Origin of the sequence: Streptomyces sp. MCA2 (genome assembly GCF_023544705.1) — a bacterium.
Taxonomy (GTDB): Bacteria; Actinomycetota; Actinomycetes; order Streptomycetales; family Streptomycetaceae; genus Streptomyces; species Streptomyces decoyicus.
In genome coordinates, this window is record NZ_JAMJFM010000001.1 from 200,857 (window position 1) to 224,196 (window position 23,340).

At 68.6% G+C, this 23,340-nt stretch carries 21 protein-coding genes and 1 tRNA gene; 12 read left to right on the plus strand and 10 right to left on the minus strand.

All coding sequences use genetic code 11. From position 1 onward, the window contains the following. The first annotated feature begins 106 nt into the window (after positions 1 to 106). Together M8I34_RS00925 and M8I34_RS00930 are read left to right on the plus strand one after the other, a co-directional pair. Positions 107 to 1,024, plus strand: coding sequence for an ABC transporter ATP-binding protein (locus tag M8I34_RS00925; RefSeq protein WP_250047285.1), 918 nt, complete (start codon positions 107 to 109; stop codon positions 1,022 to 1,024). Then, positions 1,021 to 2,205 carry an ABC transporter permease gene (locus tag M8I34_RS00930; protein ID WP_250047287.1) on the plus strand — a complete coding sequence of 395 codons (1,185 nt, stop codon included), beginning with the start codon at positions 1,021 to 1,023 and terminating at the stop codon, positions 2,203 to 2,205. Before M8I34_RS00925 ends, M8I34_RS00930 begins: the two co-directional genes overlap by 4 nt. Positions 2,206 to 3,083: 878 nt before the next feature. Here M8I34_RS00930 and M8I34_RS00935 read toward each other — a convergent pair. Next, positions 3,084 to 3,803 (minus strand): DUF5324 family protein, encoded by a 720-nt coding sequence (locus M8I34_RS00935; RefSeq protein ID WP_250047289.1) that lies wholly within the window; start codon positions 3,801 to 3,803, stop codon positions 3,084 to 3,086. Positions 3,804 to 4,193: 390 nt separating this feature from the next. On the opposite strand from M8I34_RS00935, the gene M8I34_RS00940 reads away from it, so the two are divergent. Both M8I34_RS00940 and M8I34_RS00945 read left to right on the plus strand, forming a co-directional pair. Beyond that, positions 4,194 to 4,721 (plus strand): peptidylprolyl isomerase, encoded by a 528-nt coding sequence (locus tag M8I34_RS00940; RefSeq protein ID WP_030075689.1) that lies wholly within the window; start codon positions 4,194 to 4,196, stop codon positions 4,719 to 4,721. 143 nt (positions 4,722 to 4,864) lie between these two features. Further along, positions 4,865 to 5,773: a rhomboid family intramembrane serine protease gene (locus M8I34_RS00945; RefSeq protein WP_250047290.1), complete on the plus strand. Its 909-nt coding sequence runs from the start codon at positions 4,865 to 4,867 to the stop codon at positions 5,771 to 5,773. A 236-nt stretch (positions 5,774 to 6,009) separates the two neighbouring features. On the opposite strand, the gene crgA is transcribed toward M8I34_RS00945, so the two are convergent. Then, positions 6,010 to 6,264 (minus strand): cell division protein CrgA, encoded by a 255-nt coding sequence (crgA, locus tag M8I34_RS00950; RefSeq protein WP_018092078.1) that lies wholly within the window; start codon positions 6,262 to 6,264, stop codon positions 6,010 to 6,012. A 181-nt stretch (positions 6,265 to 6,445) separates the two neighbouring features. Between crgA and M8I34_RS00955 the strand changes: the two genes are divergently transcribed. The 6 genes from M8I34_RS00955 (at position 6,446) to M8I34_RS00980 (ending at position 11,134) form a co-directional block, all read left to right on the plus strand. After that, complete coding sequence (locus M8I34_RS00955) at positions 6,446 to 7,216, plus strand: DUF881 domain-containing protein (protein ID WP_030990554.1); 771 nt, start codon at positions 6,446 to 6,448, stop codon at positions 7,214 to 7,216. A 37-nt stretch (positions 7,217 to 7,253) separates the two neighbouring features. After that, the gene (locus M8I34_RS00960) at positions 7,254 to 7,994 is read left to right on the plus strand and encodes a class E sortase (RefSeq protein WP_250047291.1); all 741 of its coding nucleotides are present in this window, start codon (positions 7,254 to 7,256) and stop codon (positions 7,992 to 7,994) included. Positions 7,995 to 8,075: 81 nt separating this feature from the next. Further along, positions 8,076 to 8,252: a hypothetical protein gene (locus tag M8I34_RS00965; protein WP_006604449.1), complete on the plus strand. Its 177-nt coding sequence runs from the start codon at positions 8,076 to 8,078 to the stop codon at positions 8,250 to 8,252. Further along, positions 8,249 to 8,905: an aminodeoxychorismate/anthranilate synthase component II gene (locus tag M8I34_RS00970; protein ID WP_030990550.1), complete on the plus strand. Its 657-nt coding sequence runs from the start codon at positions 8,249 to 8,251 to the stop codon at positions 8,903 to 8,905. Before M8I34_RS00965 ends, M8I34_RS00970 begins: the two co-directional genes overlap by 4 nt. Continuing rightward, on the plus strand, positions 8,902 to 10,368 hold the full coding sequence (locus M8I34_RS00975) for a class E sortase (RefSeq protein WP_250047292.1): 1,467 nt from the start codon (positions 8,902 to 8,904) through the stop codon (positions 10,366 to 10,368). The genes M8I34_RS00970 and M8I34_RS00975 overlap by 4 nt, the downstream gene beginning before the upstream one ends. 25 nt (positions 10,369 to 10,393) lie before the next feature. Further along, on the plus strand, positions 10,394 to 11,134 hold the full coding sequence (locus M8I34_RS00980; protein ID WP_250047294.1) for a class E sortase: 741 nt from the start codon (positions 10,394 to 10,396) through the stop codon (positions 11,132 to 11,134). Between the two features lie 101 nt (positions 11,135 to 11,235). Here M8I34_RS00980 and pknB read toward each other — a convergent pair whose 3' ends face one another. From pknB to M8I34_RS01010, 6 genes are all read right to left on the minus strand, one after another. Further along, complete coding sequence (gene pknB / locus M8I34_RS00985; protein ID WP_250047296.1) at positions 11,236 to 13,236, minus strand: Stk1 family PASTA domain-containing Ser/Thr kinase; 2,001 nt, start codon at positions 13,234 to 13,236, stop codon at positions 11,236 to 11,238. A gap of 146 nt (positions 13,237 to 13,382) precedes the next feature. Continuing rightward, positions 13,383 to 14,852: a penicillin-binding protein 2 gene (locus M8I34_RS00990; protein WP_250047297.1), complete on the minus strand. Its 1,470-nt coding sequence runs from the start codon at positions 14,850 to 14,852 to the stop codon at positions 13,383 to 13,385. Further along, positions 14,849 to 16,231: an FtsW/RodA/SpoVE family cell cycle protein gene (locus M8I34_RS00995; protein ID WP_250047298.1), complete on the minus strand. Its 1,383-nt coding sequence runs from the start codon at positions 16,229 to 16,231 to the stop codon at positions 14,849 to 14,851. Before M8I34_RS00995 ends, M8I34_RS00990 begins: the two co-directional genes overlap by 4 nt. Positions 16,232 to 16,254: 23 nt before the next feature. Next, a complete protein-coding gene (locus tag M8I34_RS01000; protein ID WP_250047301.1) occupies positions 16,255 to 17,859 on the minus strand; it encodes a PP2C family serine/threonine-protein phosphatase in 1,605 nt (534 codons plus the stop codon). A 132-nt stretch (positions 17,860 to 17,991) separates the two neighbouring features. Continuing rightward, entirely contained in the window at positions 17,992 to 18,519 is a 528-nt protein-coding gene (locus tag M8I34_RS01005; protein ID WP_030075663.1) for an FHA domain-containing protein, read from the minus strand. Between the two features lie 10 nt (positions 18,520 to 18,529). Beyond that, the gene (locus M8I34_RS01010) at positions 18,530 to 19,357 is read right to left on the minus strand and encodes a DUF3662 and FHA domain-containing protein (protein WP_250047303.1); all 828 of its coding nucleotides are present in this window, start codon (positions 19,355 to 19,357) and stop codon (positions 18,530 to 18,532) included. Between the two features lie 535 nt (positions 19,358 to 19,892). Here M8I34_RS01010 and M8I34_RS01015 point away from each other — a divergent pair. Beyond that, positions 19,893 to 19,976 (plus strand) — tRNA-Leu (locus M8I34_RS01015). A 132-nt stretch (positions 19,977 to 20,108) separates the two neighbouring features. Here M8I34_RS01015 and M8I34_RS01020 read toward each other — a convergent pair. Continuing rightward, the gene (locus M8I34_RS01020) at positions 20,109 to 21,080 is read right to left on the minus strand and encodes a LysR family transcriptional regulator (protein WP_250047304.1); all 972 of its coding nucleotides are present in this window, start codon (positions 21,078 to 21,080) and stop codon (positions 20,109 to 20,111) included. Between the two features lie 104 nt (positions 21,081 to 21,184). Here M8I34_RS01020 and M8I34_RS01025 point away from each other — a divergent pair, with 104 nt between their 5' ends. Beyond that, a complete protein-coding gene (locus M8I34_RS01025; RefSeq protein ID WP_250047306.1) occupies positions 21,185 to 22,420 on the plus strand; it encodes an MFS transporter in 1,236 nt (411 codons plus the stop codon). 213 nt (positions 22,421 to 22,633) lie between these two features. Here M8I34_RS01025 and M8I34_RS01030 read toward each other — a convergent pair whose 3' ends face one another. Further along, the gene (locus M8I34_RS01030) at positions 22,634 to 23,284 is read right to left on the minus strand and encodes an FMN-dependent NADH-azoreductase (RefSeq protein ID WP_250047308.1); all 651 of its coding nucleotides are present in this window, start codon (positions 23,282 to 23,284) and stop codon (positions 22,634 to 22,636) included. Between the last annotated feature and the right edge of the window lie 56 nt (positions 23,285 to 23,340).

The following is a 23,340-nucleotide window of genomic DNA, read 5'->3' on the forward strand; positions in this document are numbered from 1 at the left end:
ATCAACCATCAATGACCTGCCGCGCCATGCCTGTCCGTGGCGGCCAGCGGCTCCGCTGGAAACAGCCACGGGGCGGAAGCGCGGCGGGGCAAGGAAGTGCCAACATATGAAAGATCCAGCAGGGCTGGAGTTCGACTCCCTGTCGAAGTCGTACGGTGATACCATTGCCCTTTCCAATATGACCTTCGCTGTGCGGCCTGGCGAAATATTCGGCTTCGTGGGCGGCAACGGGGCGGGAAAGACCACGACGATGCGCATCGCGGTCGGGGTTCTCCGTGCTGACGATGGTCAGGTTCGGTGGCGCGGGCGGCCAGTGGGATCGGCCTCGCGGGCATCCTTCGGCTACATGCCGGAAGAGCGGGGTCTCTATCCCAAGATGACTGTCTCCAGACAGTTGGTCTACCTGGCCCAGCTGCATGGACTTGCCCGTGGCGAAGCAGTTCAGGCGATGCACTTATGGACGGAACGACTGGAAATAGCGGAGCACCGCAACAAGACCATCGATTCCCTCAGCCTGGGTAACCAGCAGCGAGTGCAGCTTGCCGCAGCCTTGATCCACGGACCGCAAGCCCTCCTTCTCGATGAACCATTTTCCGGGTTGGATCCGATCGCAGTAGACACCATGAGCGACGTCCTCACCGAAAAGGCATCGGAAGGAGTTCCGGTACTTTTCTCCAGTCACCAGCTGGACCTGGTGGAAAGGCTTTGTGACCGGGTCGGCATAGTGCGGTCCGGGTCCATGGTGGCCTGTGGAACAGTGGCCGGCATGCGCGGCGACTCCACTGAACTGTACGTCGAGATCGATGGCGCGACGGAAGGCTGGGCAGCAGGGGTTGACGGCATCTCATGGCGTCAAGAGGGAATTGGCACAGTCATCGGGACTCCGCTCGGGTTCGACGATACTGAACTCCTCCACGCCGCGATAAAAGCAGGGCAGCTACGTACCTGGCATCGCAGAGAGACCACCCTGACAGAAATGTTCCGCTCATATGTGAGCGACGCAGCCGAGGAGGAATCGGCATGAGCCAGCTACACGACACAGGCCGATCCTCCGCAACTGCGGCAGTACTCCTTGTCACCAAGCGTGAGATCGTCGCTCGCATCGCAAACCGAAGTTTCATTATCGGAACCCTGGTGAACGTAGCCGTCATCCTGGGGCTACTCTTCTTTTTCGGGACATCCGGCAAAGAGGAGCCACAGGCGACTGTCGCCGTCAGCGGGATATCGGCATCCTCGCTGGCCACCAGTAATCATGGTGTTCAATGGCGGAACATATCGGACTCGCGGTCCGCCCGGCAGGACGTATCCAACGGCCAAGCCGACGCCGCCGTGATAATGGATAAGGCTCGCACGACCATCATTGTGCGGGAGGGCACCAGCCCTCAGGCACGTGGCGCAGTGGAAGCCGTCGCCCGGCAGTGGGCGACCGGTCAAGCCTTGAAGAATCAGCACGTTGATGTGAAGAGATACCAGGCTGACGTTACTGCGTCTCTTCCGCAGGTTCAGAAGGTTTCCGGCGGTCAAAGCGGAGCAATGCTGGGCGCGGCTATCGGAATCGTGACTATCCTTTTCTTTCAACTCTTCGGCTATGGAACGATGGTTGCCCAAGGTGTCGTGGAAGAGAAATCAACCAGAGTGGTCGAGGTTTTGCTAGCGACGCTCACCCCTCTGCGACTCATGGTGGGGAAGGTGCTTGGCATAGGCGCAGCAGCCGTCCTACAATTAGCGATATTGGGCGCGACCGTCGGGGTTGCCGTCGAATACGGCCACGTGCTTCCGGCACAGTTTCCGGCCACGGCTGTCGTCCTGGCAGCGGTCGGCTGGTTCGTGCTCGGTTTCCTGTTCTTCGCCTTTCTCTTCGCGGCCGCTGGATCCCTGGTATCGCGCGCTGAGGAAGTCGGAAGCGCCGTCATGCCGATCCTCATGGCGACCATGGTGCCTTTCGGTGTCGCTGTCGCGGCATCCCAGGATCTTGACGCGGCGTGGGTGGGGATTCTCCAGTACATCCCGCCCTTCTCCATGTTGGTCATGCCCCTGCAGGTGAGCGTCCACGCCGCGGGGCTGTGGCCCAATATTCTTGCCGCACTGCTGATGATTGCGGCTGCCGGCGGGCTGGCTGTACTGGCCGGCCGCATCTACCAGCGCTCCATCCTGCGTGTCGGTGCCAGCGTTCGATGGGGAGAAGCGCTGAAAGGCTCCTCGTAGGACTGCACGTCTCTACGGCCCCCGGTTCTGCAACCGCGCGTGAGGCGACGAGCCTGCAGCTCTTACGGGCTGCGGCCTCGTCGTTGTCAGGGGTTGCGGCAAGCCTGACAGAGGCATTCACCCTTGCGGGTGACGTGGCAGGCTCCGTACGCGTCGAATTCGCTGTTGTCTTTGAGGCGCGGAGTTTGAGGGTGGATTCGGTGCACCCAAGGCTGGGCAAAACCCACTGCTATGCCGAAGTCGGCGTCACCAGCGCCCCGCCCGCCTCGCCGATGCCGCTCCACTGCTCGGATCACTTGAGGAAACTGGGGAGTTGAGGCTGGCACCACGTCCGAGATGTCACCTACAACGATGACACTTCCCACGTCCGGACCGGCAACGCGCCCTGTGCTACGGCCGCCTTCCGGAACCTTGCCGTCAGCCTCGCCCGCCTCGCCGGGCACAAGAACTTCGCTGCGGCCACTGACCAATACCGCAGCCACCCACCTACTCGTTCTCACCACATGAGAACGCATCGCTCCTGCGCGCTGGTGTGGTCGACGATCTTGTCCGGGTGGCCATTGCTTCCGTATCCGAGGTGAACAGGCGTCAGGACGCAGAACGGCTCACGGCCGCCGGACATACGGTGAATGCGCCCTTGTTTCCCCGGCGTTTCCGCAGGTCAGGAAGGTAGCGATGGGGGTTCGACTCCCCTAGGCTCCACTCCCAAAGCCCTTCCGATCCGCGTAGCCGCTGGTCAGGGGGCTTTCGTGTGTCCTGACGGAGCGTTGGCGCGTGCGCCTCGTGCGGTGTCGCCGATCCGCATGCGAACGGGCCGTGCCCACCGCCCCTCGTACGGGGTGGGGACACGGCCCGGTGAAGTGCCTGCGGTGGGCGGGTCAGGTCGTGGTGCCGCCGCCGCGTTCGTCGGCCTCCGCCTCGGCCTGCTTGGCCTGGACGTCGGGGTCGAGCGAGGCGCCCTCGCTGCCGTCGACCGCGCTCAGCCGTCCGCGGTCGCTGACCTCGGTGGGGGCCGGCGGCTCGACCAGCCAGTCCGGGTTGGCCTGCTTGTCCCACCACTTCCAGGCGGCGACCGCACCGCCGGCCAGGATGCCCAGCACGGCGAGGCGCTTGGCGAGCTTGCCGCACTTGGCCCGCCGGCTGTGCTTCTTCTGGAGCTTGGCGATCTCGGCGGCCGTCACCTGGCCGCGGAGTGCGGCGAGCGCGGCGGTACCGCGGGCCAGCGCTTCCTCGCGAACGGGTTCGGCCGCGGCACGCGCGTGGGTCACGGCGTGCTCCAGCCGCGGTGCCGTGTAGTCGGCTGCCTGGCGGGCCGCCTTACGGGTCCGGCAGGCCGCCCGGGTCGCGGCCGCGTCCACCTTGGGCGGCAGCGTGCCACGGGCGTGCTCGATGCGAGGGTGCAGATGGGTGTCGTACTGCGCACGTGCCTGGTGGGCGGCCTCGGCCACCTTGGGAGCCGCTCGCGTCCGGGCCTCGTGAGCGAAATGCACGGCGGCGTCCTTGGCCGTACCGGCATAAGGAGCTACCACCTCCGCGGCGTGCCGCACGCTGTCCTTGGCCGTACCGGTCGCGGCGCGCACGCTGTCCTTGCGGGTCACGGGATCCTCCTCCTCGGTGGCGTGTCCGGGGCTTGGGGGGCTGGTCCCCCATGTCTGCTGTGTCGCCTGTCCACCCGTTTGAAGATCATGCCCGCTCATGCGCCGTACGGCATGTGCGAGCGGGCATCCGGGTCATTGCGGACCTTCCGGAGCCTTCTTGACGACAATGCCACGATTTGCCGCTCCGGGCGCAGGAAATCAGCACGAAAGATGTCAGGAAACGAGGGCCGGCCGATGCGCGCGAAGCCGTGTGCGGCTCGTGGGGGCGGTCGTGGCCGGGCGAGGGTGAAAAGCGGCGCGAAGCTCTGTGCGGGGCCGTGGTCGGACGACTGGAGGGCCGGTCCGTGCGAGGATCGGGAACCGTCAGCGAAGACTTATGGAAGGTAGATCGTGGCTGAGCAGCTCTACGCCACCCTGAAGACGAATCAGGGCGACATCGAGATTCGGCTCCTGCCGAACCATGCACCCAAGACGGTCAAGAACTTCGTCGAGCTCGCCAAGGGTGAGCGGGAGTGGACCCACCCGGCGACCGGCAAGAAGTCCACGGACCGGCTGTACGACGGCACCGTCTTCCACCGGGTGATCAGCGGTTTCATGATCCAGGGCGGCGACCCGCTGGGCAACGGCACCGGTGGCCCCGGTTACGAGTTCGGGGACGAGTTCCACCCCGACCTGGCCTTCAACAAGCCGTACCTGCTGGCCATGGCCAACGCCGGTCCGGGCACGAACGGCTCGCAGTTCTTCATCACCGTCGGGGCGACCGCGTGGCTGACCGGCAAGCACACCATCTTCGGTGAGGTCAGCAACGAGGCGAGCAAGAAGGTCGTCGACGCCATCGCCGGCACCCAGACCAACCCGCGCACCGACCGTCCCGTCCAGGACGTCGTCATCGAGTCGGTGGTCGTCGAGACCCGCTGAGCAGCCTCTTGCGCCCCGGCCAGGTCCGGGGAACCATTGCGCCCCGCCCGGTCGTACATCAGGCGGGGCGCGAGGCTCGTCCAGGGCCGGGCGAGCGGGTGGAGCGTGGAAGCGCCCGGACGGAGAAGAGGACGAGGGGACGGATGGACCAGGTGCCAGGCAGCCCACAGAAGCCGCAGGACGCGCAGGGGAACGACGGCCTGCCGGGCTGCTACCGCCACCCGGATCGCCCGACCGGCATCCGCTGTACCCGCTGTGACAAGCCGATATGCCCCGAGTGCATGGTCAGCGCCTCGGTCGGCTTCCAGTGCCCGGACTGTGTACGCGGCGGCAGCGGCACCGGCCATGCGCCGCAGGCGACGGCGCCGCGCACGATCGCGGGCGGCACGATCGCGGCCGATCCGCGGCTGGTCACCAAGATCCTGCTGGGCCTGAACCTCGCCGTCTTCGTCGCCGTGCTGGCGACCGGCGACGAGCTGGTCAACCGGCTCGATCTGCTCGGGCTCGCCTTCGACCCGGGGCGCGGCGAGCTCGTCGGCGTCGCCGAGGGCGAGTGGTACCGCCTGCTGACCGCGATGTTCCTGCACCAGCAGATCGCGCACATCGCCTTCAACATGCTGTCGCTGTGGTGGCTGGGGCCGCCCCTGGAAGCGGCGCTCGGCCGGCTGCGGTTCACCGCGCTCTACCTGCTCTCAGGCCTGGGGGGCAGCGCGCTGTCGTATCTCCTCGCCGCGCAGAACCAGCCCTCGCTGGGTGCGTCCGGCGCGATCTTCGGGCTGCTCGGGGCGACGGCGATACTGCTGCGGCGGCTGAATTACGACATGAAGCCGGTGCTGATCCTGCTCGGCCTCAACCTGGTCTTCACGTTCCTGTGGCCGAACATCGCCTGGCAGGCCCATGTCGGCGGCCTGGTCGTGGGTGCCGCGGTGGCGTTCGGGATGGTGCATGCGCCGCGTGACCGCCGGACCCTGGTGCAGGCCGCGACGTGTGTGGTCGCGCTGCTCGCGGTCGGTGCGGTGGTGTGGGTACGGACCGTTGATCTGGTGGCCTGAGGAGCCCGTCGCGTCAAGTTGTCCACAGTGCGTGGCCGATCTTGTGCATGCTGTGCGGGACGTCCGTGGCGGACCGCCCTGACCTGCGTTTCCCCAGTAAGGATGCGGGCAGACGCAGGCCGGGCGGGGGTGCCGCCGATCACACCGGCGTCAACCTCCGGAAGGTTATCCACAGATCTTCTGAAGTTTTCCCCGGCTGTGGATAACCGTGTGGATGGCCTTGGGCAGGGCTTGCGCTACTTCCACTGGGTGGATACGCCGAAGCCCACCGCGATGAAGCCGAAGCCGCACACGATGTTCCAGTTGCCCATGGCCGCGATCGGCAGATCGCCCTCGGACACGTAGAACATCACGATCCACACCAGACCGATCAGGAACATCGCCAGCATCAGCGGCGCCACCCACCCGCGGCCTGAGCTCATCTTCAGGTTGGTGGTCTTCGCCGGCGGCGGCGTGAAGTCGTCCTTCTTGCGGATCCGTGACTTCGGCACGAGGAACTCTCCTGTCGATGCGCTGCTCCCCCGCCCTCGACCAGGCTCGAGCGGGCGGTGCCCCCATCCGCGGGGAGGTACGAGATGTGTGCCGGGGCACGGACGCGGTGGGGAGCGGATTCCTTTTCCCGGGCGTCCGTTAGCGTAGTGCTTCCGCGGCGCCGTAAGGAGTAAGGGTACGTTGAGCAATTCCGCTGACTCCCCCGACCGCCCCACTCGTCCCCGTCTGCGGCCCGTGCGGTTTCTCACCCTGATTGTGTTCGCGCTCGCCGGACTGCTGTTCTGGCTGAGCTTCGACACCGCGCGGGGCACGAATCTGCGCTCGGACGACTCGATGCTGCGGCTGTCCGACCTCATCCAGGAACGCAGCCACAAAAACGGCTCCCAGGACGACCGCAACGCCACCCTGCGGCAGGATGTCGACGCCCTCGCGCGGCGCGACAACGGCCACTCCAAGGCCGAGGAAGCCAAGGTCAAGGGGCTGGAGAAGAGTGCCGGCACCAAGCCGGTGAAGGGCCAGGGCGTGACGGTCACCCTCACCGACGCCCCGCCGAACGCCGCCGCCAAGATCCCCGGCGTGCCCGAGCCGCAGCCCAACGACCTGGTCATCCACCAGCAGGACCTCCAGGCCGTGGTGAACGCCCTGTGGCAGGGCGGCGCCAAGGGCATCAAGGTCATGGACCAGCGGCTGATCTCCACCAGCGCGGTGCGCTGTGTCGGCAACACCCTGATCCTCCAGGGCCGGGTCTACTCCCCGCCGTACAAGGTCACCGCCGTCGGCGACCGCGAGGCCCTCACCAACGCGCTGACGGCCTCCCCCGCCATCCAGAACTACCTCCAGTACGTGAACGCCTACGGCCTGGGCTGGAAAGTCGACCAGCACGAAGCGGTGACTCTTCCCGGCTACTCCGGCACAGTGGATCTCCACTACGCACAGCCTGTGAAGCCGTAGCCCGCACGCCGCGGGGCGGCGTGAGGGGCGGGGCAGGATGACGCTGCGGGGCCGGACAGCGGTGCGATGGATCGTGCGGACGCTCAGCGAAATCTGCGTCACCGTCGGCGCGCTGATCGTGCTGTTCGTGGTCTATGTCCTCTTCTGGACCGGCGTACGGGCCGATAACGCCATGGACGGCGAGATCGGCAAGCTCCAGGACCAGTGGTCCACGGGCTCCGTCACCGGCCCCGGCGGCGAGCAGACCCCCGACCGGAAGCCGGTCCCCGGCAGCACGTCCACACCGGCCGAGCCGCCCCGCCGCTACGCACCGGGCGCTTCCTTCGCCGTCATGTACATCCCACGCCTGGGAGCCGACTGGGCCAAGCCCGTGCTCGAAGGCACCGCGACCGACGTCCTCAAGCGCGGCCTCGGCCACTACGACCGCACCGCGCGCCTGGGCCGGACCGGCAACTTCTCCGTGGCCGGCCACCGCCGCACCTACGGCGACCCCTTCAAGGACTTCCCACGGCTGCGCCCCGGCGACGCCGTGGTGCTGACCGACGGTACGACCTGGTTCACCTACCGCATCGACAACCGGCCCTATACGACGCTGCCCGCCGACATCGGGGTGATCGACCCCGTACCGCGGAAATCCGGCTTCAACGGCCCCGGACGCTATCTCACGCTGACCACCTGCGAGCCGGAATGGGGCCACAGCCACCGGCTGATCGCCTGGGCACACCTGGATTCCACCCAACCCGCGGCGCAGGGAAGGCCATCGGCTTTGACCGGCTGACCCACCTGTGCCCGCCCTCGCCCCTTACTCTGGTGTCGCAATCGACATCGTCATCGGCATCGGCAAGGGGACAGCGACAGCATGTACGGCTGGATCTGGCGGCATCTGCCGGGCAACACGTGGGTGAAGGCGCTGATTTCACTGGTGCTCGCGCTGGCGGTCGTCTTCGTACTCTTCCAGTACGTCTTTCCGTGGGCGGAGCCTTTGCTCCCCTTCAATGACGTCACTGTCGACCAAGGGATGGCAGCCGTCCGATGACCGCACGGATTCTCGTCGTCGACAACTACGACAGCTTCGTCTTCAACCTCGTCCAGTACCTCTACCAGCTGGGTGCCGAATGTGAGGTGCTGCGCAACGACGAGGTCGCGCCGCGGCACGCTCAGGACGGCTTCGACGGAGTGCTGCTGTCGCCAGGGCCCGGCACCCCCGAGCAGGCCGGCGTCTGCGTCGACATGGTCCGGCACTGCGCGGAGACCGGCGTCCCGGTCTTCGGAGTGTGCCTGGGCATGCAGTCGATGGCCGTCGCGTACGGCGGCGTGGTGGACCGTGCGCCGGAGCTGCTGCACGGCAAGACCTCGTTCGTCACCCACGAAGGCGCCGGCGTCTTCTCCGGTCTGCCGTCCCCCTTCACCGCCACCCGCTACCACTCCCTGTCCGTCGAAACGGCCACCGTCCCCGACGAGCTGGTCGTCACCGCCTGGACGGTCTCCGAGGACGCCCCCGGCGGACGGATCGCCATGGGCCTGCGGCACCGCGAACTTCCGGTCGAGGGCGTGCAGTTCCACCCCGAATCGGTCCTGACGGAGTGGGGGCACCTGATGCTCGCCAACTGGCTCGTCGAGTGCGGCGACAAGGGGGCGGTGGAGCGCTCTACGGGGCTGGCCCCGGTGGTCGGCAAGGCCGGCACGTGACCGACCTACGCCCCGAGCGTGAAGGGAGATCCTACGAGCCGAACGACCCGCAGCAGTCGTACGCGCCGCAGGAGCCGCACGGACAGGATCCGTACCGGCACCCCGATGCGTTCGAGGCGGCGGTGGAGCAGCTCGACGACCCGTTGAACGATCCGCTGCCGGGCCAGGCTTCACCGGCGCCCGCGCCCGGTGCGTACGGGCAGCCGGGCCGGGGGCGACGGCGGGGCAAGGCGGCTCAGGAGGGCGGGGGACAGGGCTCTCCGTGGTTCCGCCCGCATCTGGAACCGGAACGCCCGTCCCCGCCGGACCGCCCGTCGTACGGCGCCGAGACGGCCGCCTACGGCCAGGGATATGGCTCGGGCCATGACTCCCGCCCCGCGTCGACCGACCCGATACCCCAGACCTATGCCGCGCCGGAGGCACCGGTACCGCCTGCCCCCGCGCCGGCCGTGCGTCCCGCTCCGGCCACGGCAGCTGCCCCCACGCCGTGGCTGGACGACAACGAGACCATGGCGCTGCGTCAGGCCGAGGAGCCCGGCGGCGAGACCGTTTCACGTGAAACCGAGGGCTCGGTTTCACGTGAAACCGAGACGTCGGATGCGGCGAACCCGGCCTCCGGAGGGCGAGCGGCCCGGCGGAAGGCCGCTCAGGGGGCCGCCAAGCGGGGTGGCAGGCGCGGACGCCACAGTGGCGCGGCCGCCACCACAGAGGCTGCTGCGACCGCATCTGAAGCGGCGCCCGCCCCCATGTCCCGGCTGGAGGCCCGGCAGGCCGCGCGAGCCGCCAAGGACAGCCCCAGCCTGATCGCCAGCCGCGCGCTGGGCGAAGTGTTCATCACCCTCGGCGTGCTGATGCTGCTGTTCGTCACCTATCAGCTGTGGTGGACGAATGTGATGGCCGAGCAGGAGGCGGGCGGCGCCGCCAACACCCTTCAGCACGAGTGGGACAAGGGCGGCGGCGAGAAGAAGAATCTCGCGGACGGCGAGCGCTTCGGGATCATGTATATCCCCAAGCTGGATGTGAAGGCGCCGATAGCCGAGGGGATCGACAAGCACAAGGTGCTGGACCACGGCATGGTCGGGCACTACGACAAGAACAGCGGGATCAAGACTGCGATGCCCTGGGACAAGAAGGGCAACTTCGCGGTGGCGGCCCATCGCAACACTCATGGTGAGCCGTTCCGCTACGTCAACCGCCTCACCAAGGGCGACAAGATCGTTGTTGAGACGAAGAGCTCGTACTACACGTACGAGATGGAGAGCATCCTCCCGCAGACGTCTCCGAGCAACACCAGCGTGATCGGCCCCGTGCCGCCCGGTTCGGGATTCACCGGGCCCGGCCGCTACATCACCCTGACGACATGTACTCCGGAGTTCACCAGTACCTTCCGGATGATCGTCTGGGGCAAAATGGTCGACGAGCGGCCGCGGAGCAAGGGCAAACCGGATGCGCTCGCCGGCTGAGCCAACATAAGAGGGGTGCAACGCGGTGACCGCAACCGGAACCGACGAGGAGTGCGACCGGTCCGCACCGCCAGTCAAGCCGCGCCGTGTGCGCAGGACCATCGCCGCCGTCATCAGCGTCATCGGCGAGCTGCTGATCACCGCCGGGCTGATCCTGGGCCTGTTCGTCGCCTACTCGCTGTGGTGGACCAACGTCCTCGCCGACCGCGAAGCGCACAAGCAGGGCGACCAGGTGCGTCAGCACTGGGCGGACAGCGGGCCCAAGGGGCCGGGGAAGCTGGACACCAAGGACGGCATCGGCTTCCTGCACGTACCGGCGATGAACAACGGCGAGGTACTGGTCGAGAAGGGCACCGACTCCGAGATCCTCAACGAGGGGGTGGCCGGCTACTACACCAAGCCGGTCAAGTCGGCGCTGCCGAAGGGCAAGAAGGGCAACTTCACCCTCGCCGCGCACCGTGACGGCCACGGCGCGAAGTTCCATCACATCGACAAGCTCAAGGACGGCGACCCGATCGTCTTCGAGACCAAGGACACCTGGTACGTCTACAAGGTCTTCGCGACGCTGCCCGAGACCTCGAAGTACAACGTGGACGTCCTCGACGACATCCCGAAGGAATCCGGCAAGCACAAGGCGGGCCGCTACATCACCCTGACGACCTGCACCCCGGTCTTCACCTCGAACTACCGTTACGTCGTCTGGGGCGAGCTGGAGCGCACCGAGAAGGTCGACGCGGACCGCACGCCGCCGAAGGAACTCCGCTAGCGCAGGCTCGGCGCACGAGAGGCACGGTAAACGGTAAGACGAGAGCCCCGGCCGCCTGGAAAAGGCTGCCGGGGCTCCGTGTTGCTTCCGTACGGGGACCGCTAGTCGCCGCCTCCGAACGGTCCGCCGAAGATGCCGCCGTTGTCATTGCCCCCGTTGCCGTTGCCGCCGCTACCGACGGTCGTCAGGGTCACGGTGGTGGTCTTGGGGTCCGACGGAGTGTTCGGCTGCGGGTCCTGGTTGATCACGCGGGCATTGTCGTCCTGCGAACTGCCGCCGACGAGCTGGATGTTGGTGAACCCGGCCTGCTGGAGCGCCTGCTTCGCTTCCTTCAGGGTCCGGCCGACCACACCCGGGACCGGTGTCTGAGCCCCTGCCTTGCCGACCGTGAGAGTCACCGTGGAGCCGATCTTGGCCTGGGTGTTGCCGAGGGGGCTCTGGTCGAGCACCTTGCCGACCTGGTTCGGGTCGGTGACTTCCTGCTCGGTCTTGCTGACCTCGAAGCCGTTGTCCTTCAGCTGCTTCTCGGCGGCCTCGAAGGCCTGGCCCTTGACGTCCGGGACGTTCCGCTTGGGGGACTCCTGGGCGATGGTCAGCGTGATCTCGGTGTTCTTGGTCGCCTCGCTCTGGCCCGGGGGGTCCTGGTCGATCACGGTGCCGGGCGTGCGGTCGGAGACCTTCTGGGTCTGCTTGACCTTGTCGAAGCCCTTGCGGCCGAGCTCGTCGGCCGCCTTCTGGAACGTGAGGCCCTTGACGTCCGGAACCGTGACCTTGGTGGCACCCGAGCACAGCGTGACGGTCACCGTCTCGTTCTTGTCGATCTCCCTGCCGGCTGCCGGCTCCTGGGAGGTGACCTGGCCCTTCTTGACGTTGTCGCAGGACTTGCGGCCGCCCTCGGCGACCTTGAAGGTGCCGTTCCGCCCGTAGGCCTTGGCTTCCTTGAGGGTCTTGCCGACGAGGTTGGGCACCGGCGTCGTGCCGCCGCCCTTGTTGTTGCCGCTGAACATCGCCTTGCCGATGAAGATCGCACCGACCAGGACGAGGACGGCGGCCAGCACCAGCAGGATCGTCGAGGTGTTGCTCTTCTTCTGGCCGCCACCACGGCGCCGGTCGCCGCGATCGTCGTAGCCGTAGCCCCCGTCGTCCGGGTTCATCGGCGGGAGCATGGAGGTCTGGCCGGCCGGGTCCTGCGGCCGCAGCATGGTGGTCGGCTGGTCCTGGTCGTAGCCCGCCGCGCCCATGGCGGAGGTCGCCGCGACCGGCTGGCCGTCCAGCGCCGCCTCGATGTCGGCCCGCATCTCGTCGGCCGACTGATAGCGGTAGTCCGGGTCCTTGACCAGCGCCTTGAGGACGATGGCGTCCATCTCCGGCGTGATCTCGGGGTCGAAGTTGCTCGGCTTCTGCGGCTCCTCGCGGACATGCTGATAGGCCACCGCGACCGGTGAGTCACCGACGAACGGCGGCCGCACGGTGAGCAGCTCGTAGAGCAGACAGCCGGTGGAGTACAGGTCGGAGCGGGCGTCGACCTGCTCGCCCTTGGCCTGCTCGGGCGAGAGGTACTGCGCCGTGCCGATGACCGCCGCGGTCTGCGTCATCGTCATCCCGGCATCGCCCATCGCGCGGGCGATACCGAAGTCCATGACCTTGACCTGGCCGGTGCGCGTCAGCATGACGTTGGCCGGCTTGATGTCGCGGTGGACGATGCCGGCCCGGTGGGAGTACTCCAGCGCCTGGAGGACACCGGTGGTCATCTCCAGCGACCGCTCGGGCAGCAGCTTTCTTCCGGAGTGCAGAAGCTCACGCAGCGTGGAGCCGTCGACGTACTCCATGACGATGTACGGGATCGAGACACCGTCGACGTAGTCCTCGCCGGTGTCGTAGACCGCGACGATCGACGGGTGGTTCAGCGAGGCGGCCGACTGGGCCTCACGGCGGAACCGGGCCTGGAAGGACGGGTCACGGGCGAGGTCCACCCGCAGCGTCTTCACAGCTACGGTGCGGCCCAGGCGGGTGTCATGCGCGAGGTACACCTCGGCCATGCCACCGCGGCCGAGCACCGAGCCCAGCTCGTACCGGCCGCCGAGGCGACGCGGCTCTTCCATAAGCTTCTCCAGCCCTCTCCGTCAGTCCCGACCGCACCGGTGTGTGGTCCGGCGGTGTGCTGTCCGGGCATACCGTACCCGGCACGCCGTACCGGACCGGGCCGGAGCCGCAACCTGATACGTGACCGGTATTGGCATGACCCGAGTCACTTCTCGCCTTCGAGTACCGCCTGCATGACGCGCTTTGCGACCGGAGCGGCAAGCTTTCCGCCGGCGATGTCGTCGCGAAGCGTGTCGGATCCCTCAATGACGACGGCGACCGCGACGGGGGTGCCCTTGTCGGTCTTCGCGTAGGAGATGAACCAGGCGTACGGGTTGTCCTTGTTGTTCTCGCCGTGCTGCGCGGTACCGGTCTTGCCGCCGACGGTGACGCCGGGGATCTGGGCGTTGGTTCCGGTGCCCTCCTTGACCACGGTCTCCATGATGCTCTGGACCTTCCCGGCGTTCTCCGGGCTGAGCGGCTGGCTCATCTCCTGCGGCGTGTGCTGCTGCACCACGTTGAGGTTCGGCGCCACCAGCTTGTCGACCATGTACGGCTTCATCAGCTTGCCGCCGTTGGCGACCGCCGAGGCGACCATGGCCATCTGGAGCGGCGTGGCGCGGTTGGAGGCCTGGCCGATGCCCGCCATCGCGTTCTGCGGCCGGTTGTCCTTGGGGAAGATGCTCTCCGAGGCGCGGACCGGAGTGTTGATTCCCGGGTCGTTGAAGCCGAACTTCTCCGCCTCGGCCTTCATCTTCTTGTTGCCGAGGTCCGCGCTGATCTTGCCGAACACCGTGTTGCAGGACACCCGCAGCGCCTCACGCAGGGTGGCGTTCTCGCAGGGGATGTTGCCCTCGTTCTTCAGCTCGATACCCGAGGTGTCGGGGAGCGTGTAGGGCAGCGGCGACTGGGTCTTGGAGTCGACGCCGTTGTAGAGCCCGTTCTCCAGCGCCGCCGAGGCCGTGACGACCTTGAACGTGGAGCCGGGCGGGTAGGTCTGGCGCAGTGCCCGGTTGAGCATCGGCTCGTCGGGGTCGGCCTTCTTCTGGAGCGCGCTGTACTCCTCGGCGTCCTTGTTGCTCATCCCGGCGAAGGTGGACGGGTCGTACGACGGGGTGCTGGCCAGGGCCAGGATCGCGCCGGTCTCCGGGTTGATCGCGGCGACCGCGCCCTTCTGCTTGCCGAGACCCTCGAAGGCGGCCTTCTGGGCCTTGGCGTCGAGGGTGGTCACCACGTTGCCGCCCTTCTGCTTGCTGCCGGTGAACATGTCGACCGTGCGGCTGAAGAAGAGCCTGTCGTCGGTGCCGCTGAGGATGCCGTCGTTGAGCTTCTCGAGCTGGTTGGCGTCGAAGGCCTGCGAGGCGTAGCCGGTGACCGGCGCCCACATCTTGCCGTTCTTGTACGTGCGCTTGTACTTGAAGTCGCCGCTGTCGGTGGTCGTGGAGCCGGTGATGGCCTTGCCGTCCACGATGATGTTGCCGCGCGGTGTGCTGTAGCGCTCGATGGCGACCCGGCGGTTGTGCGGGTCGTTCTTGAGCGCGTCACCCTGGACGAACTGCACCCAGTTGACGCGGACCAGCAGAGCGAGGACGAGCAGGCCGCAGAAGATCGCGACCCGGCGCAGGGGCTTGTTCACGGGCGGACCACCTGGGTCATCTCGGCGTCGGTGGAGGGAGCGGGGGCCGGCGCCGGGCGGCGCGCGGTGTCGCTGATCCGCAGCAGGATCGCGATCAGCGCCCAGTTGGCGATCACCGACGAGCCACCCTGGGCGAGGAACGGCATCGTCATACCCGTCAGCGGGATCAGGCCCGTCACACCACCGGCGACGACGAAGACCTGGAGCGCGAAGGCGCCGGACAGGCCGATCGCCAGCAGCTTGCCGAACGGGTCGCGGGCGGCCAGCGCCGTACGGATACCGCGCTCGATCAGCAGGCCGTACAGCAGCAGGATCGCCATCAGCCCGGCGAGCCCGACCTCCTCGCCCACCGTGGCGAGAATGTAGTCGCTCTTCGGCGCGATGCCGAGGATGAGCCGGGAGTAGCCCTGGCCCAGACCGGAGCCGAGGATGCCGCCGGAGCCGAAGGAGTACATGGCCTGGGCGGTCTCGGTGACACCGCCGTCGAGCAGCTCCAGCGGGTTCAGCCAGTTGTGCACACGGACCTGGACGTGCGACTCGAACGTCGCCACCGCGACCGCGCCGCCCGCGCTGAGCAGCAGACCGAAGACGATCCAGCTGGTCCGCTCGGTCGCCACGTACAGCATCACGACGAACAGGCCGAAGAACAGCAGCGAGGTACCCAGGTCGGTCTCGAAGACCAGGATCATCAGGCTCAGCGCCCAGATGACGAGGATCGGACCGAGGTCACGGCCGCGCGGGAGGTAGAGGCCCATGAAGCGGCGGCTGGCCAGCGCCAGCGCGTCCCGCTTCACCATCAGATAGCCGGCGAAGAAGATCGCGATGATGATCTTCGCGAACTCACCGGGCTGAAGCGAGCCGAGACCCGGGATCGAGATCCAGATCTTTGCGCCGTTCACACCGGGGAAGAACATCGGCGCGACCAGCAGCACCAGCGCGACCACCATCGAGATGTAGGTGTAGCGCTGGAGGACGCGGTGGTCCTTGAGGAAGATCAGGATGGCGAGGAAGAAGGCGACGCCGAGGGTCGACCACATCAACTGGTTGGGCGCCATCGCCTTGCCGAGCGAGGGCTCCTGGTCCAGCCGCCAGATGAAGATCAGACCCAGACCGTTGAGCAGGGTGCCGATGGGCAGCATCAGCGGGTCGGCGTACGGCGCCCACTTGCGGACGACGAGATGCGCGACGCCGGCGAGCAGGCCGAGTCCCAGGCTGTAGCCCAGCACACCGGCCGGCACCGAACCGTCCTTCGCCAGACCGACGTTGACGTACGCGAACACCGGAATCAGCACCGCGAAGATGAGCATTGCCAGCTCGGTGTTGCGGCGGCTCGGGGCTCCGATGGTGCCGATGGTGGTGGTGTTGGTGGTGCTGCTCATAAGATCTACGGCCCCCTACGACCTCACTGCTGGGTGCTGCAATTTCTTTCCAGCTTCTGCTGCTCCTCGGAGGGGGCCTGGCTGGTGGTCGGTGTGGGTTTCGGAGTCACGGTCGCCGCCAGCGTGCCGGCCGTGCCGGCACCGCTCGCGTTGCCCGCCTTGCCGCCGGAACCGGAACTGGCGCTCGGCGAACCGGACGGAGAACCGGGCTTGGACGACGAGCCGGGCTTGGACGGCGAACCGGGCTTGGCCGGCGTGCCCGCCTGTCCCTTGCCCGGGTGGCGCGCCGCCTCGCGCTCGGCGGCCTCCCGCTGCTCCTTAGTACGGCAGGCATTGGCCTGTTGACTCAACTCGGTGACTTTTTCGCCCGCCTGCGTGCGGCTGTCGACCGCGATCGTCTCCTTGACCTGGTTGCGCTGGTACGGCGGCAGGTACTTGAGTTCGATCTCGGGGTGATCCTCGTCCACGCCGTTGAGCTTTATCCACGCGAGGTCCTGGCTGATGCCCCGGTAGAGCGCGATGTGGTTGTCCTTGGCACCGACGAAGTACTGGGTCTGCGTCCAGTTGTAGCCCGCGTAGCACCCACCGCCGACGACGGCCAGCGCCAGCGCGATGAACAGCGACCGCTTGATCCACCTTCCGCGCCGGCGGGGCTTGACGAAGTCCTCGTCGATGAACGCGCCGAACGAACCCTGCGGTGGCCCGACGACGTCCTGGTCACCGCTGCCGGGCGGCCCGAAGGCGCCACCGGGACCGGACGGCTGCCCGCCCGCCCGGCCGAGTTCGGCGGCCCGGGCGGCGGGGGTCTGCATCGTGCTGGGGTCGCTGAGCTGGTTCTGGTTCTCCGCGACGGCGCCGACGATGACCGGGGTGTCGTTGAGCTGTCCCGCCATCGTTTCGTTGCCGTCGACGTCCAGGACGTCGGCGACGATGCAGGTGATGTTGTCGGGTCCGCCACCGCGCAGGGCGAGCTGGATCAGCTCCTGCACCGTCTCGTGCGGCCCGTGGTAGCTGGCGAGGGTCTCTTCCAGCGTCTGGTGGCTGACGACCCCGGACAGTCCGTCCGAGCAGATCAGATACCGGTCGCCGGCCCGCACCTCACGGATCGACAGATCGGGCTCGACATGATCGCCGCTGCCCAGCGCCCGCATCAGCAGCGACCGCTGCGGATGGGTGGTGGCTTCCTCTTCGGTGATCCGGCCCTCGTCGACCAGCCGCTGCACCCACGTGTGGTCCTGGGTGATCTGCGTCAGCACGCCGTCGCGCAGCAGGTACGCACGCGAGTCGCCGACGTGGACGAGGCCGAGCCGCTGCCCGGTCCACAGCAGGGCGGTCAGGGTCGTGCCCATGCCCTCCAGCTGGGGGTCCTCCTCGACCATCACCCGCAGCTGGTCGTTGGCGCGTGTGACGGCCGTGCCCAGCGAGGTGAGGAGGTCGGAGCCCGGGACGTCGTCGTCGAGCTGGACGAGTGTGGAGATCACCTCGGAGGAGGCGACCTCACCGGCGGCCTGGCCGCCCATGCCGTCGGCGATGGCGAGCAGTCGTGGTCCGGCATAGCCGGAGTCCTCGTTGCCCTCGCGGATCATGCCCTTGTGCGATCCGGCGGCGAAGCGCAGTGACAAGCTCATGTGCACCTCACCCGTCGGCTCGGGGTACAGCCGGTCTCGTCGAGCCACACTGCCCACCCTCCGGTCGGGAGCACGCCCGGGTCCGCCGAGTGGACCGTCGCGGCTCGCTCGCTCCGCTCGCTCATTGTCGTACTACTTCCGCAGCTCGATGACGGTCTTGCCGATGCGGATCGGGGCTCCCAGCGGAATCGGTGTCGGGGTCGTCAGCCGGGTCCGGTCCAGATACGTGCCGTTGGTGGAACCGAGATCCTCGACGATCCACTGGCCGTCACGGTCCGGGTAGATCCTGGCATGCCTGCTGGACGCGTAGTCATCGTCCAGCACGATCGTGGAGTCGTGCGCACGGCCCAGAGAGATGGTCTGGCCCTGGAGGGCGACGGTGGTGCCGGTCAGCGAGCCCTCGGAGACCACCAGCTTGGTGGGTGCTCCGCGCCGCTGACGATTGTTGCCGCGGCCGCCTTCCTGGCGGCGCTGCTGTTGCTGCGGTGGCGCAGCCTGACGCTGCGGACGCGCTTCTTGTCCGCCGCGCCGGGCGGCACCGCGTTGTGTGACACGCGTGCCGAACAGATCGCTGCGAATGACCTGAACGGCCACGATGACGAACAGCCACAGTACGGCGAGGAAACCCAACCGCATGACCGTGAGGGTCAGCTCTGACATTGCCCCCGCTTCACCCTTCGGCTTGCCGGTAAACGATGGTGGTACTGCCCACGACAATCCGCGAGCCGTCGCGGAGAGTAGCGCGAGTGGTGTGCTGCCCGTCTACCACGATGCCGTTCGTGGAACCCAGATCCTGGATCGTGGGGGGCGTTCCGACCCGGATCTCACAATGACGCCGGGAGACACCCGGGTCGTCGATCCGTACGTCAGCGTCGGTGCTGCGGCCCAGCACGAGAGTGGGGCGCGAGATCTGGTGGCGGTTGCCGTTGATCTCGATCCAGCGCCTGGTCTGCGCGGCGGGCTGCGGTCCTGCACCGGGCGGTGCCGTACGGGGTACGGGCTGCGCGCCGCCGGGAGGCGGGGACGAAGGCATGGGGGGCGGGCTCACGTGGCCGCCGCCGGGACTGCTGCCGCGGGGCGCCGCGGCGCTCCGGTCGGCCGCCGCCGGGGCGTCCTGGGACGAGCTGGAAGCGAGCGTGCGGCTGCGGACGCGGTACAGGCCGGTGTCGAGATCGTCGGCCTTCTCCAGATGGACCTTGATGGAGCCCATGAAGGTGTAGCGCTGCTGCTTCGCGTAGTCGCGGACCATGCTCGAGAGCTCGTCGCCGAGCTGCCCGCTGTAGGGGCTGAGCCGCTCGTAGTCGGGCGTGCTCAGCTCGACGATGAAGTCGTTGGGGACGACCGTGCGGTCGCGGTTCCAGATGGTGGCGTTGTTGTCGCACTCGCGCTGTAGCGCGCCGGCGATCTCAACGGGCTGCACCTCGGACTTGAACACCTTGGCGAAGGTGCCGTTGACGAGACCTTCGAGACGCTGCTCGAAACGCTTCAGTACTCCCACGGGGCACCTCCTTCCTCAGTCTTCGACGGGGTCGTCCTGATCGAGTCGTCCTGATACTGCTTACTGATCGTATCCACGCGTAGGGAAATCGGCTGGTTCCCCTTTCCCGCCTTGAGGACGAGTGTCGCCCCTCACAGGGTTGCCCGGTGCTTGCTTGCTCCTTGCCCACTGCTCGTGCACTGCGATCGTAGATGTGCCCCGCAGACAGTGTCCCGCAACCGCCGACCTCTCCCGCCGGGCGGGGGCCGGAGTCGGGTATCGGGCGGTGCCGGACCTGGGCGGCCGGCACGGAGGCGGGCCGGGCTGCCCCGCTCCTGTGGCGGCTACCGCGAGTGTGAACCCTTTGGGCAGTGCTCGGCGAATGACCGAGGCACGGAGGGGTGCCGCCCGGGTCTGCCGCGGTGCGGGGACCGGCGAAAAGGCGTGTGAAGGCACCCCCGTCAGCGTGCTAATGTTCTGGATGTCGGCAGGCGCTCGCACAAGACCCGGACGGAACAGCCCGGATCACGTGAGAGAATCAACCGGCAGCACCCATGCGCGGGTGGCGGAATAGGCAGACGCGCTGGATTCAGGTTCCAGTGCCCGAAAGGGCGTGGGGGTTCAACTCCCCCCTCGCGCACAGATGAGACCCCCGGTCTCCGGAGAAATCCGGAGACCGGGGGTCTTTTGTCGTGTTCGTCACGCTGTTGTGTATGTCACGGGCGCGGGGCGTCCGCGCGGGACGGCCCGCTCGGCCGGGATCACTTGAGGTCTACGTCACATGTGCGGCATCCGCGGCCCGCGCCGCGGTGCCGACCCCCTCCGTGGCCTCCGTCACGGCCGTACGGAAGGCGTGCACCCGGGCCGTCTCCCGCGCGGTGTGGTGGACCAGTCCCAGGACGGAGTCCGGCAGGCCGGTGACGGGGACGAAGGCGAGGTCGCGGCGGCCGTGGTAGTCGGCGGTGGGGCGGCACAGCAGCATGCCGCCGCGGCCGGCCGCGGCGAGGGTCAGGCCCTCCTGAAGGGTGCTGACAGCGGGGCCGGCGGGTATCGGGCGGCCCCCGGGGGTGGCGGCCGGGGCATGGGCCGCGCGCCAGTAGGCGGGTGCGGGAAGATCCGGGGAGATCAGCGCGACGGTGGCGAGCTCCTCGGCGTCGATCTCCGCGCGGGACGCCAGCGGGTGCCGTACGGAGACGGCGAGGGTCTGCTGCTGGGCGGAGAAGACCGTGCCGAGGGTGAGACCGGGCTCGGTCACCGGCAGCAGCGTGACCGCGACATCGACCGCTCCGCTGCGCAGCGCGCCGAAGGGGTCGCAGAGCGGGATCTCGACGATCTCCGTGGCGCAGCCCGGGTGGCGGCGGTGGAAGAGGTCGATGGCCTGCATGATCCGGTCGTCCGCGGTGCCCTGGAAGCCGATCGTCAGGCGGCCCTCGATGCCGCGGGCGGCGCTGCGGGCGCTGTCCACGGTGGCGCGCAGTGCCTCGTAGGCGGGGCGCAGGGACGTACGGAACTGCTCACCGAGCGGGGTGAGGCGCACGCGGCGGCTGGTGCGGTCCACGAGCCGGGCGCCGATCCGGGATTCGAGGGCGCGCAGGAGCTGGCTGACGCGGCTCTGCGAGACGTACAGACGCTCGCCGGTACGGCCGAAGTGCAGCTCCTCGGAGAGCACGAGAAAGCACTCCAGCTCGCGGAGTTCGAGGCCGGGGGCGCGGTGTCCTGCGGTCGTGGCGGGCGGGCCGCTCATGGGTGTCCTTCGAGGGCGTCGGCGGTGGATCGATGAGTCCTGCTCATAGAAGGGTGAGGAGTTGGCCGTTGTTCCCCCGGGGGGCGCGGGCGTTGGCTGGGGGCATGACGGACATCGAGGGTGGCACGGCGGCGCGGACGGCCGAAGCGGCGGCGCGAGCAGGGGAGTTGGGGCGGAGGGGGGGGGGGGGCCGGCCGGCGGTGGGGGCGCTGGCGGCCGCGACGTTCACGGTGGTGACGTCGGAGATGCTGCCGGTGGGGCTGTTGACGCCGATCGGCCGGGAGCTGCGGGTCTCGGACGGGACGGCGGGGCTGACGCTGACGGTCACCGGGCTGGTCGCCGCGGTGTCGGCGCCGTTGGTGACGCTGCTGGTGGGGAGACGGGACCGGCGGGTGGTGCTGGCCGTTCTGACGGGCGCGCTGGCGGTGGCGAACCTCCTCGCGGCGTATGCGCCGAATGTCGGGGTGCTGCTGGCGGCGCGGGTGCTGGTGGGGCTGGGGATGGGCGGGGTGTGGGCGATCGCGGCGGGGCTGGCGGTGCGGCTGGTGCCCGCGCGGAGGGTGGCGGCGGCGACCTCGCTGGTCTTCAGTGGGGTCGCGGCGGCCTCGGTGCTGGGGGTGCCGGCCGGTGCCTTCGTGGGCGAACTGGGCGGCTGGCGCACGTCGTTCGTGGCGATGGCCGCGGTCTGCGGGGCGGTGGCCATCGCGCTGGCCGTACTGCTGCCGCCGCTGCCGGAGGCCACCGTGGTGCGGCTGAAGGGCGTGCTGGGACTGCTGGGCGACGCGCCTGTACGGACCGGGCTCCTGGTGGTGGCGTTCCTGGTCACGGGGCACTTCGCGGCGTACACGTATGTGCGGCCGGTGCTCGAGGAGGTGGCCGGCGCGGGGGCGGGGCAGATCAGCACGCTGCTGCTGGCCTTCGGCGTCGCGGGCCTGGCCGGGAACTTCGCGGCCGGTGCCGGGGCGGCGCGCTCGCCGCGGGCGGCGTTGCTGGTGATCTGCGGGGTGCTCGCGGGAGCGGTGTTGCTGCTGCCGCTGCTGGGGCGTGGCGCGGGGGTACCGGGCGCGGCGGCCCTGGTCGCCGTATGGGGGCTGGCCTACGGGGGCGTCTCGGTCAGCACCCAGAGCTGGCTGATGGCGGCCGCGCCGGCCGCCCGGGAGGCGGTGTCCGCCCTGTTCGTGGCGGTGTTCAACGGGGCCATCGCGCTGGGTGCGCTGGCCGGCGGGCGGGCCGCGGACGGCTGGGGCGTGGTCGGCGTGATGTGGCTGGGCGGTGCGCTCGCGGTGGGGGCGCTGGTGACGGTGGGGGTGGGGAGCGGGCCGGTGCGGGAGGGGCGCTGACCTGTGGCGTGGCGTGGGGTGAGGGGCGGGGTGGAACGGGCGCGGGCCCGGGGGTGTGCGGGTGTGCGGTGGGTGGACCGGGTGGCCGGTGTCCCCGGGGCGGGCGCGTGCGGGTGGGTGCGGGCGCGCGGTGTGCGGCCGCACCCACCGGCGGGGTGGCGCTGCCGGGCGGTCCCGGCCGCGCCGGAGCGCTCGCGGGCCGCTGGGGCTCCCTCAGGCGGCGAGACGCTCGACGAGGGCCTTGGCCTTGGCCGCCGCGTCCTCGTGGGCCTTGTCGCGGGAGGTCTCGTACAGCGGGACCAGCTCGGCCATCGCCGGGTTGCTGGGGGCCATGGTCAGCTCGGGGACGATGAAGTCGACGTCGAGTCCCATCCCGCCGTTGAGCACGGCCTCCAGGTAGTTCTGCACGTACTCGAAGGACTCACGGGGTGTGCCCGGCGCGTACGAACCGCCGCGGCTGGCGACGACGGTGACCGGGGTGCCCTTGGCGGACGGCTGCTCGCCCGCCGTGCGCCCCATGATGATCACCTGGTCGAGCCACGCCTTGAGCGTGGAGGGGATCGTGAAGTTGTACATCGGCGCGGCTATGACGATCGCGTCGGCCTGCTCCAGCTCCTCGGCCAGCTGCACGCGCAACGCGAAGGCCGCCTGCTGCTCGGGGGTGTGGCCGGCCGGGTCGGAGAAAGCGGCGGAGGCGCCGACGCCGTCGAGATGCGGCAGCGGGTCGGCGGCCAGGTCGCGGTGGATCACGGTGCCGTCGGGGTGCTGCTCCTCCCAGGCCTTGCGGAAGGCCGCGGTGACCGAGCGGGAGGCGGAGCCGCCCTCGGGGAAGAGGGAGGAGTCGATGAGCAGAAGCGTGGCCATGGGGATCGGTCCTTCGGTACGCGGCCGGGCGGTGCGCGGCCACTGGTTGAATTCCG

What these genes read in the sequence shown, in the direction of transcription:
- M8I34_RS00925 (WP_250047285.1), top strand. Translation starts at nt 107, where the DNA reads ATGAAAGATCCAGCAGGGCTGGAGTTCGACTCCCTGTCGAAGTCGTAC.
- M8I34_RS00930 (WP_250047287.1), top strand. Translation starts at nt 1,021, where the DNA reads ATGAGCCAGCTACACGACACAGGCCGATCCTCCGCAACTGCGGCAGTA.
- M8I34_RS00945 (WP_250047290.1), top strand. Translation starts at nt 4,865, where the DNA reads ATGGACCAGGTGCCAGGCAGCCCACAGAAGCCGCAGGACGCGCAGGGG.
- M8I34_RS00960 (WP_250047291.1), top strand. Translation starts at nt 7,254, where the DNA reads ATGACGCTGCGGGGCCGGACAGCGGTGCGATGGATCGTGCGGACGCTC.
- M8I34_RS00965 (WP_006604449.1), top strand. Translation starts at nt 8,076, where the DNA reads ATGTACGGCTGGATCTGGCGGCATCTGCCGGGCAACACGTGGGTGAAG.
- M8I34_RS00970 (WP_030990550.1), top strand. Translation starts at nt 8,249, where the DNA reads ATGACCGCACGGATTCTCGTCGTCGACAACTACGACAGCTTCGTCTTC.
- pknB (WP_250047296.1), bottom strand. Translation starts at nt 13,236, where the DNA reads ATGGAAGAGCCGCGTCGCCTCGGCGGCCGGTACGAGCTGGGCTCGGTG.
- M8I34_RS00995 (WP_250047298.1), bottom strand. Translation starts at nt 16,231, where the DNA reads ATGAGCAGCACCACCAACACCACCACCATCGGCACCATCGGAGCCCCG.
- M8I34_RS01000 (WP_250047301.1), bottom strand. Translation starts at nt 17,859, where the DNA reads ATGAGCTTGTCACTGCGCTTCGCCGCCGGATCGCACAAGGGCATGATC.
- M8I34_RS01005 (WP_030075663.1), bottom strand. Translation starts at nt 18,519, where the DNA reads ATGTCAGAGCTGACCCTCACGGTCATGCGGTTGGGTTTCCTCGCCGTA.
- M8I34_RS01020 (WP_250047304.1), bottom strand. Translation starts at nt 21,080, where the DNA reads ATGAGCGGCCCGCCCGCCACGACCGCAGGACACCGCGCCCCCGGCCTC.
- M8I34_RS01025 (WP_250047306.1), top strand. Translation starts at nt 21,185, where the DNA reads ATGACGGACATCGAGGGTGGCACGGCGGCGCGGACGGCCGAAGCGGCG.
- M8I34_RS01030 (WP_250047308.1), bottom strand. Translation starts at nt 23,284, where the DNA reads ATGGCCACGCTTCTGCTCATCGACTCCTCCCTCTTCCCCGAGGGCGGC.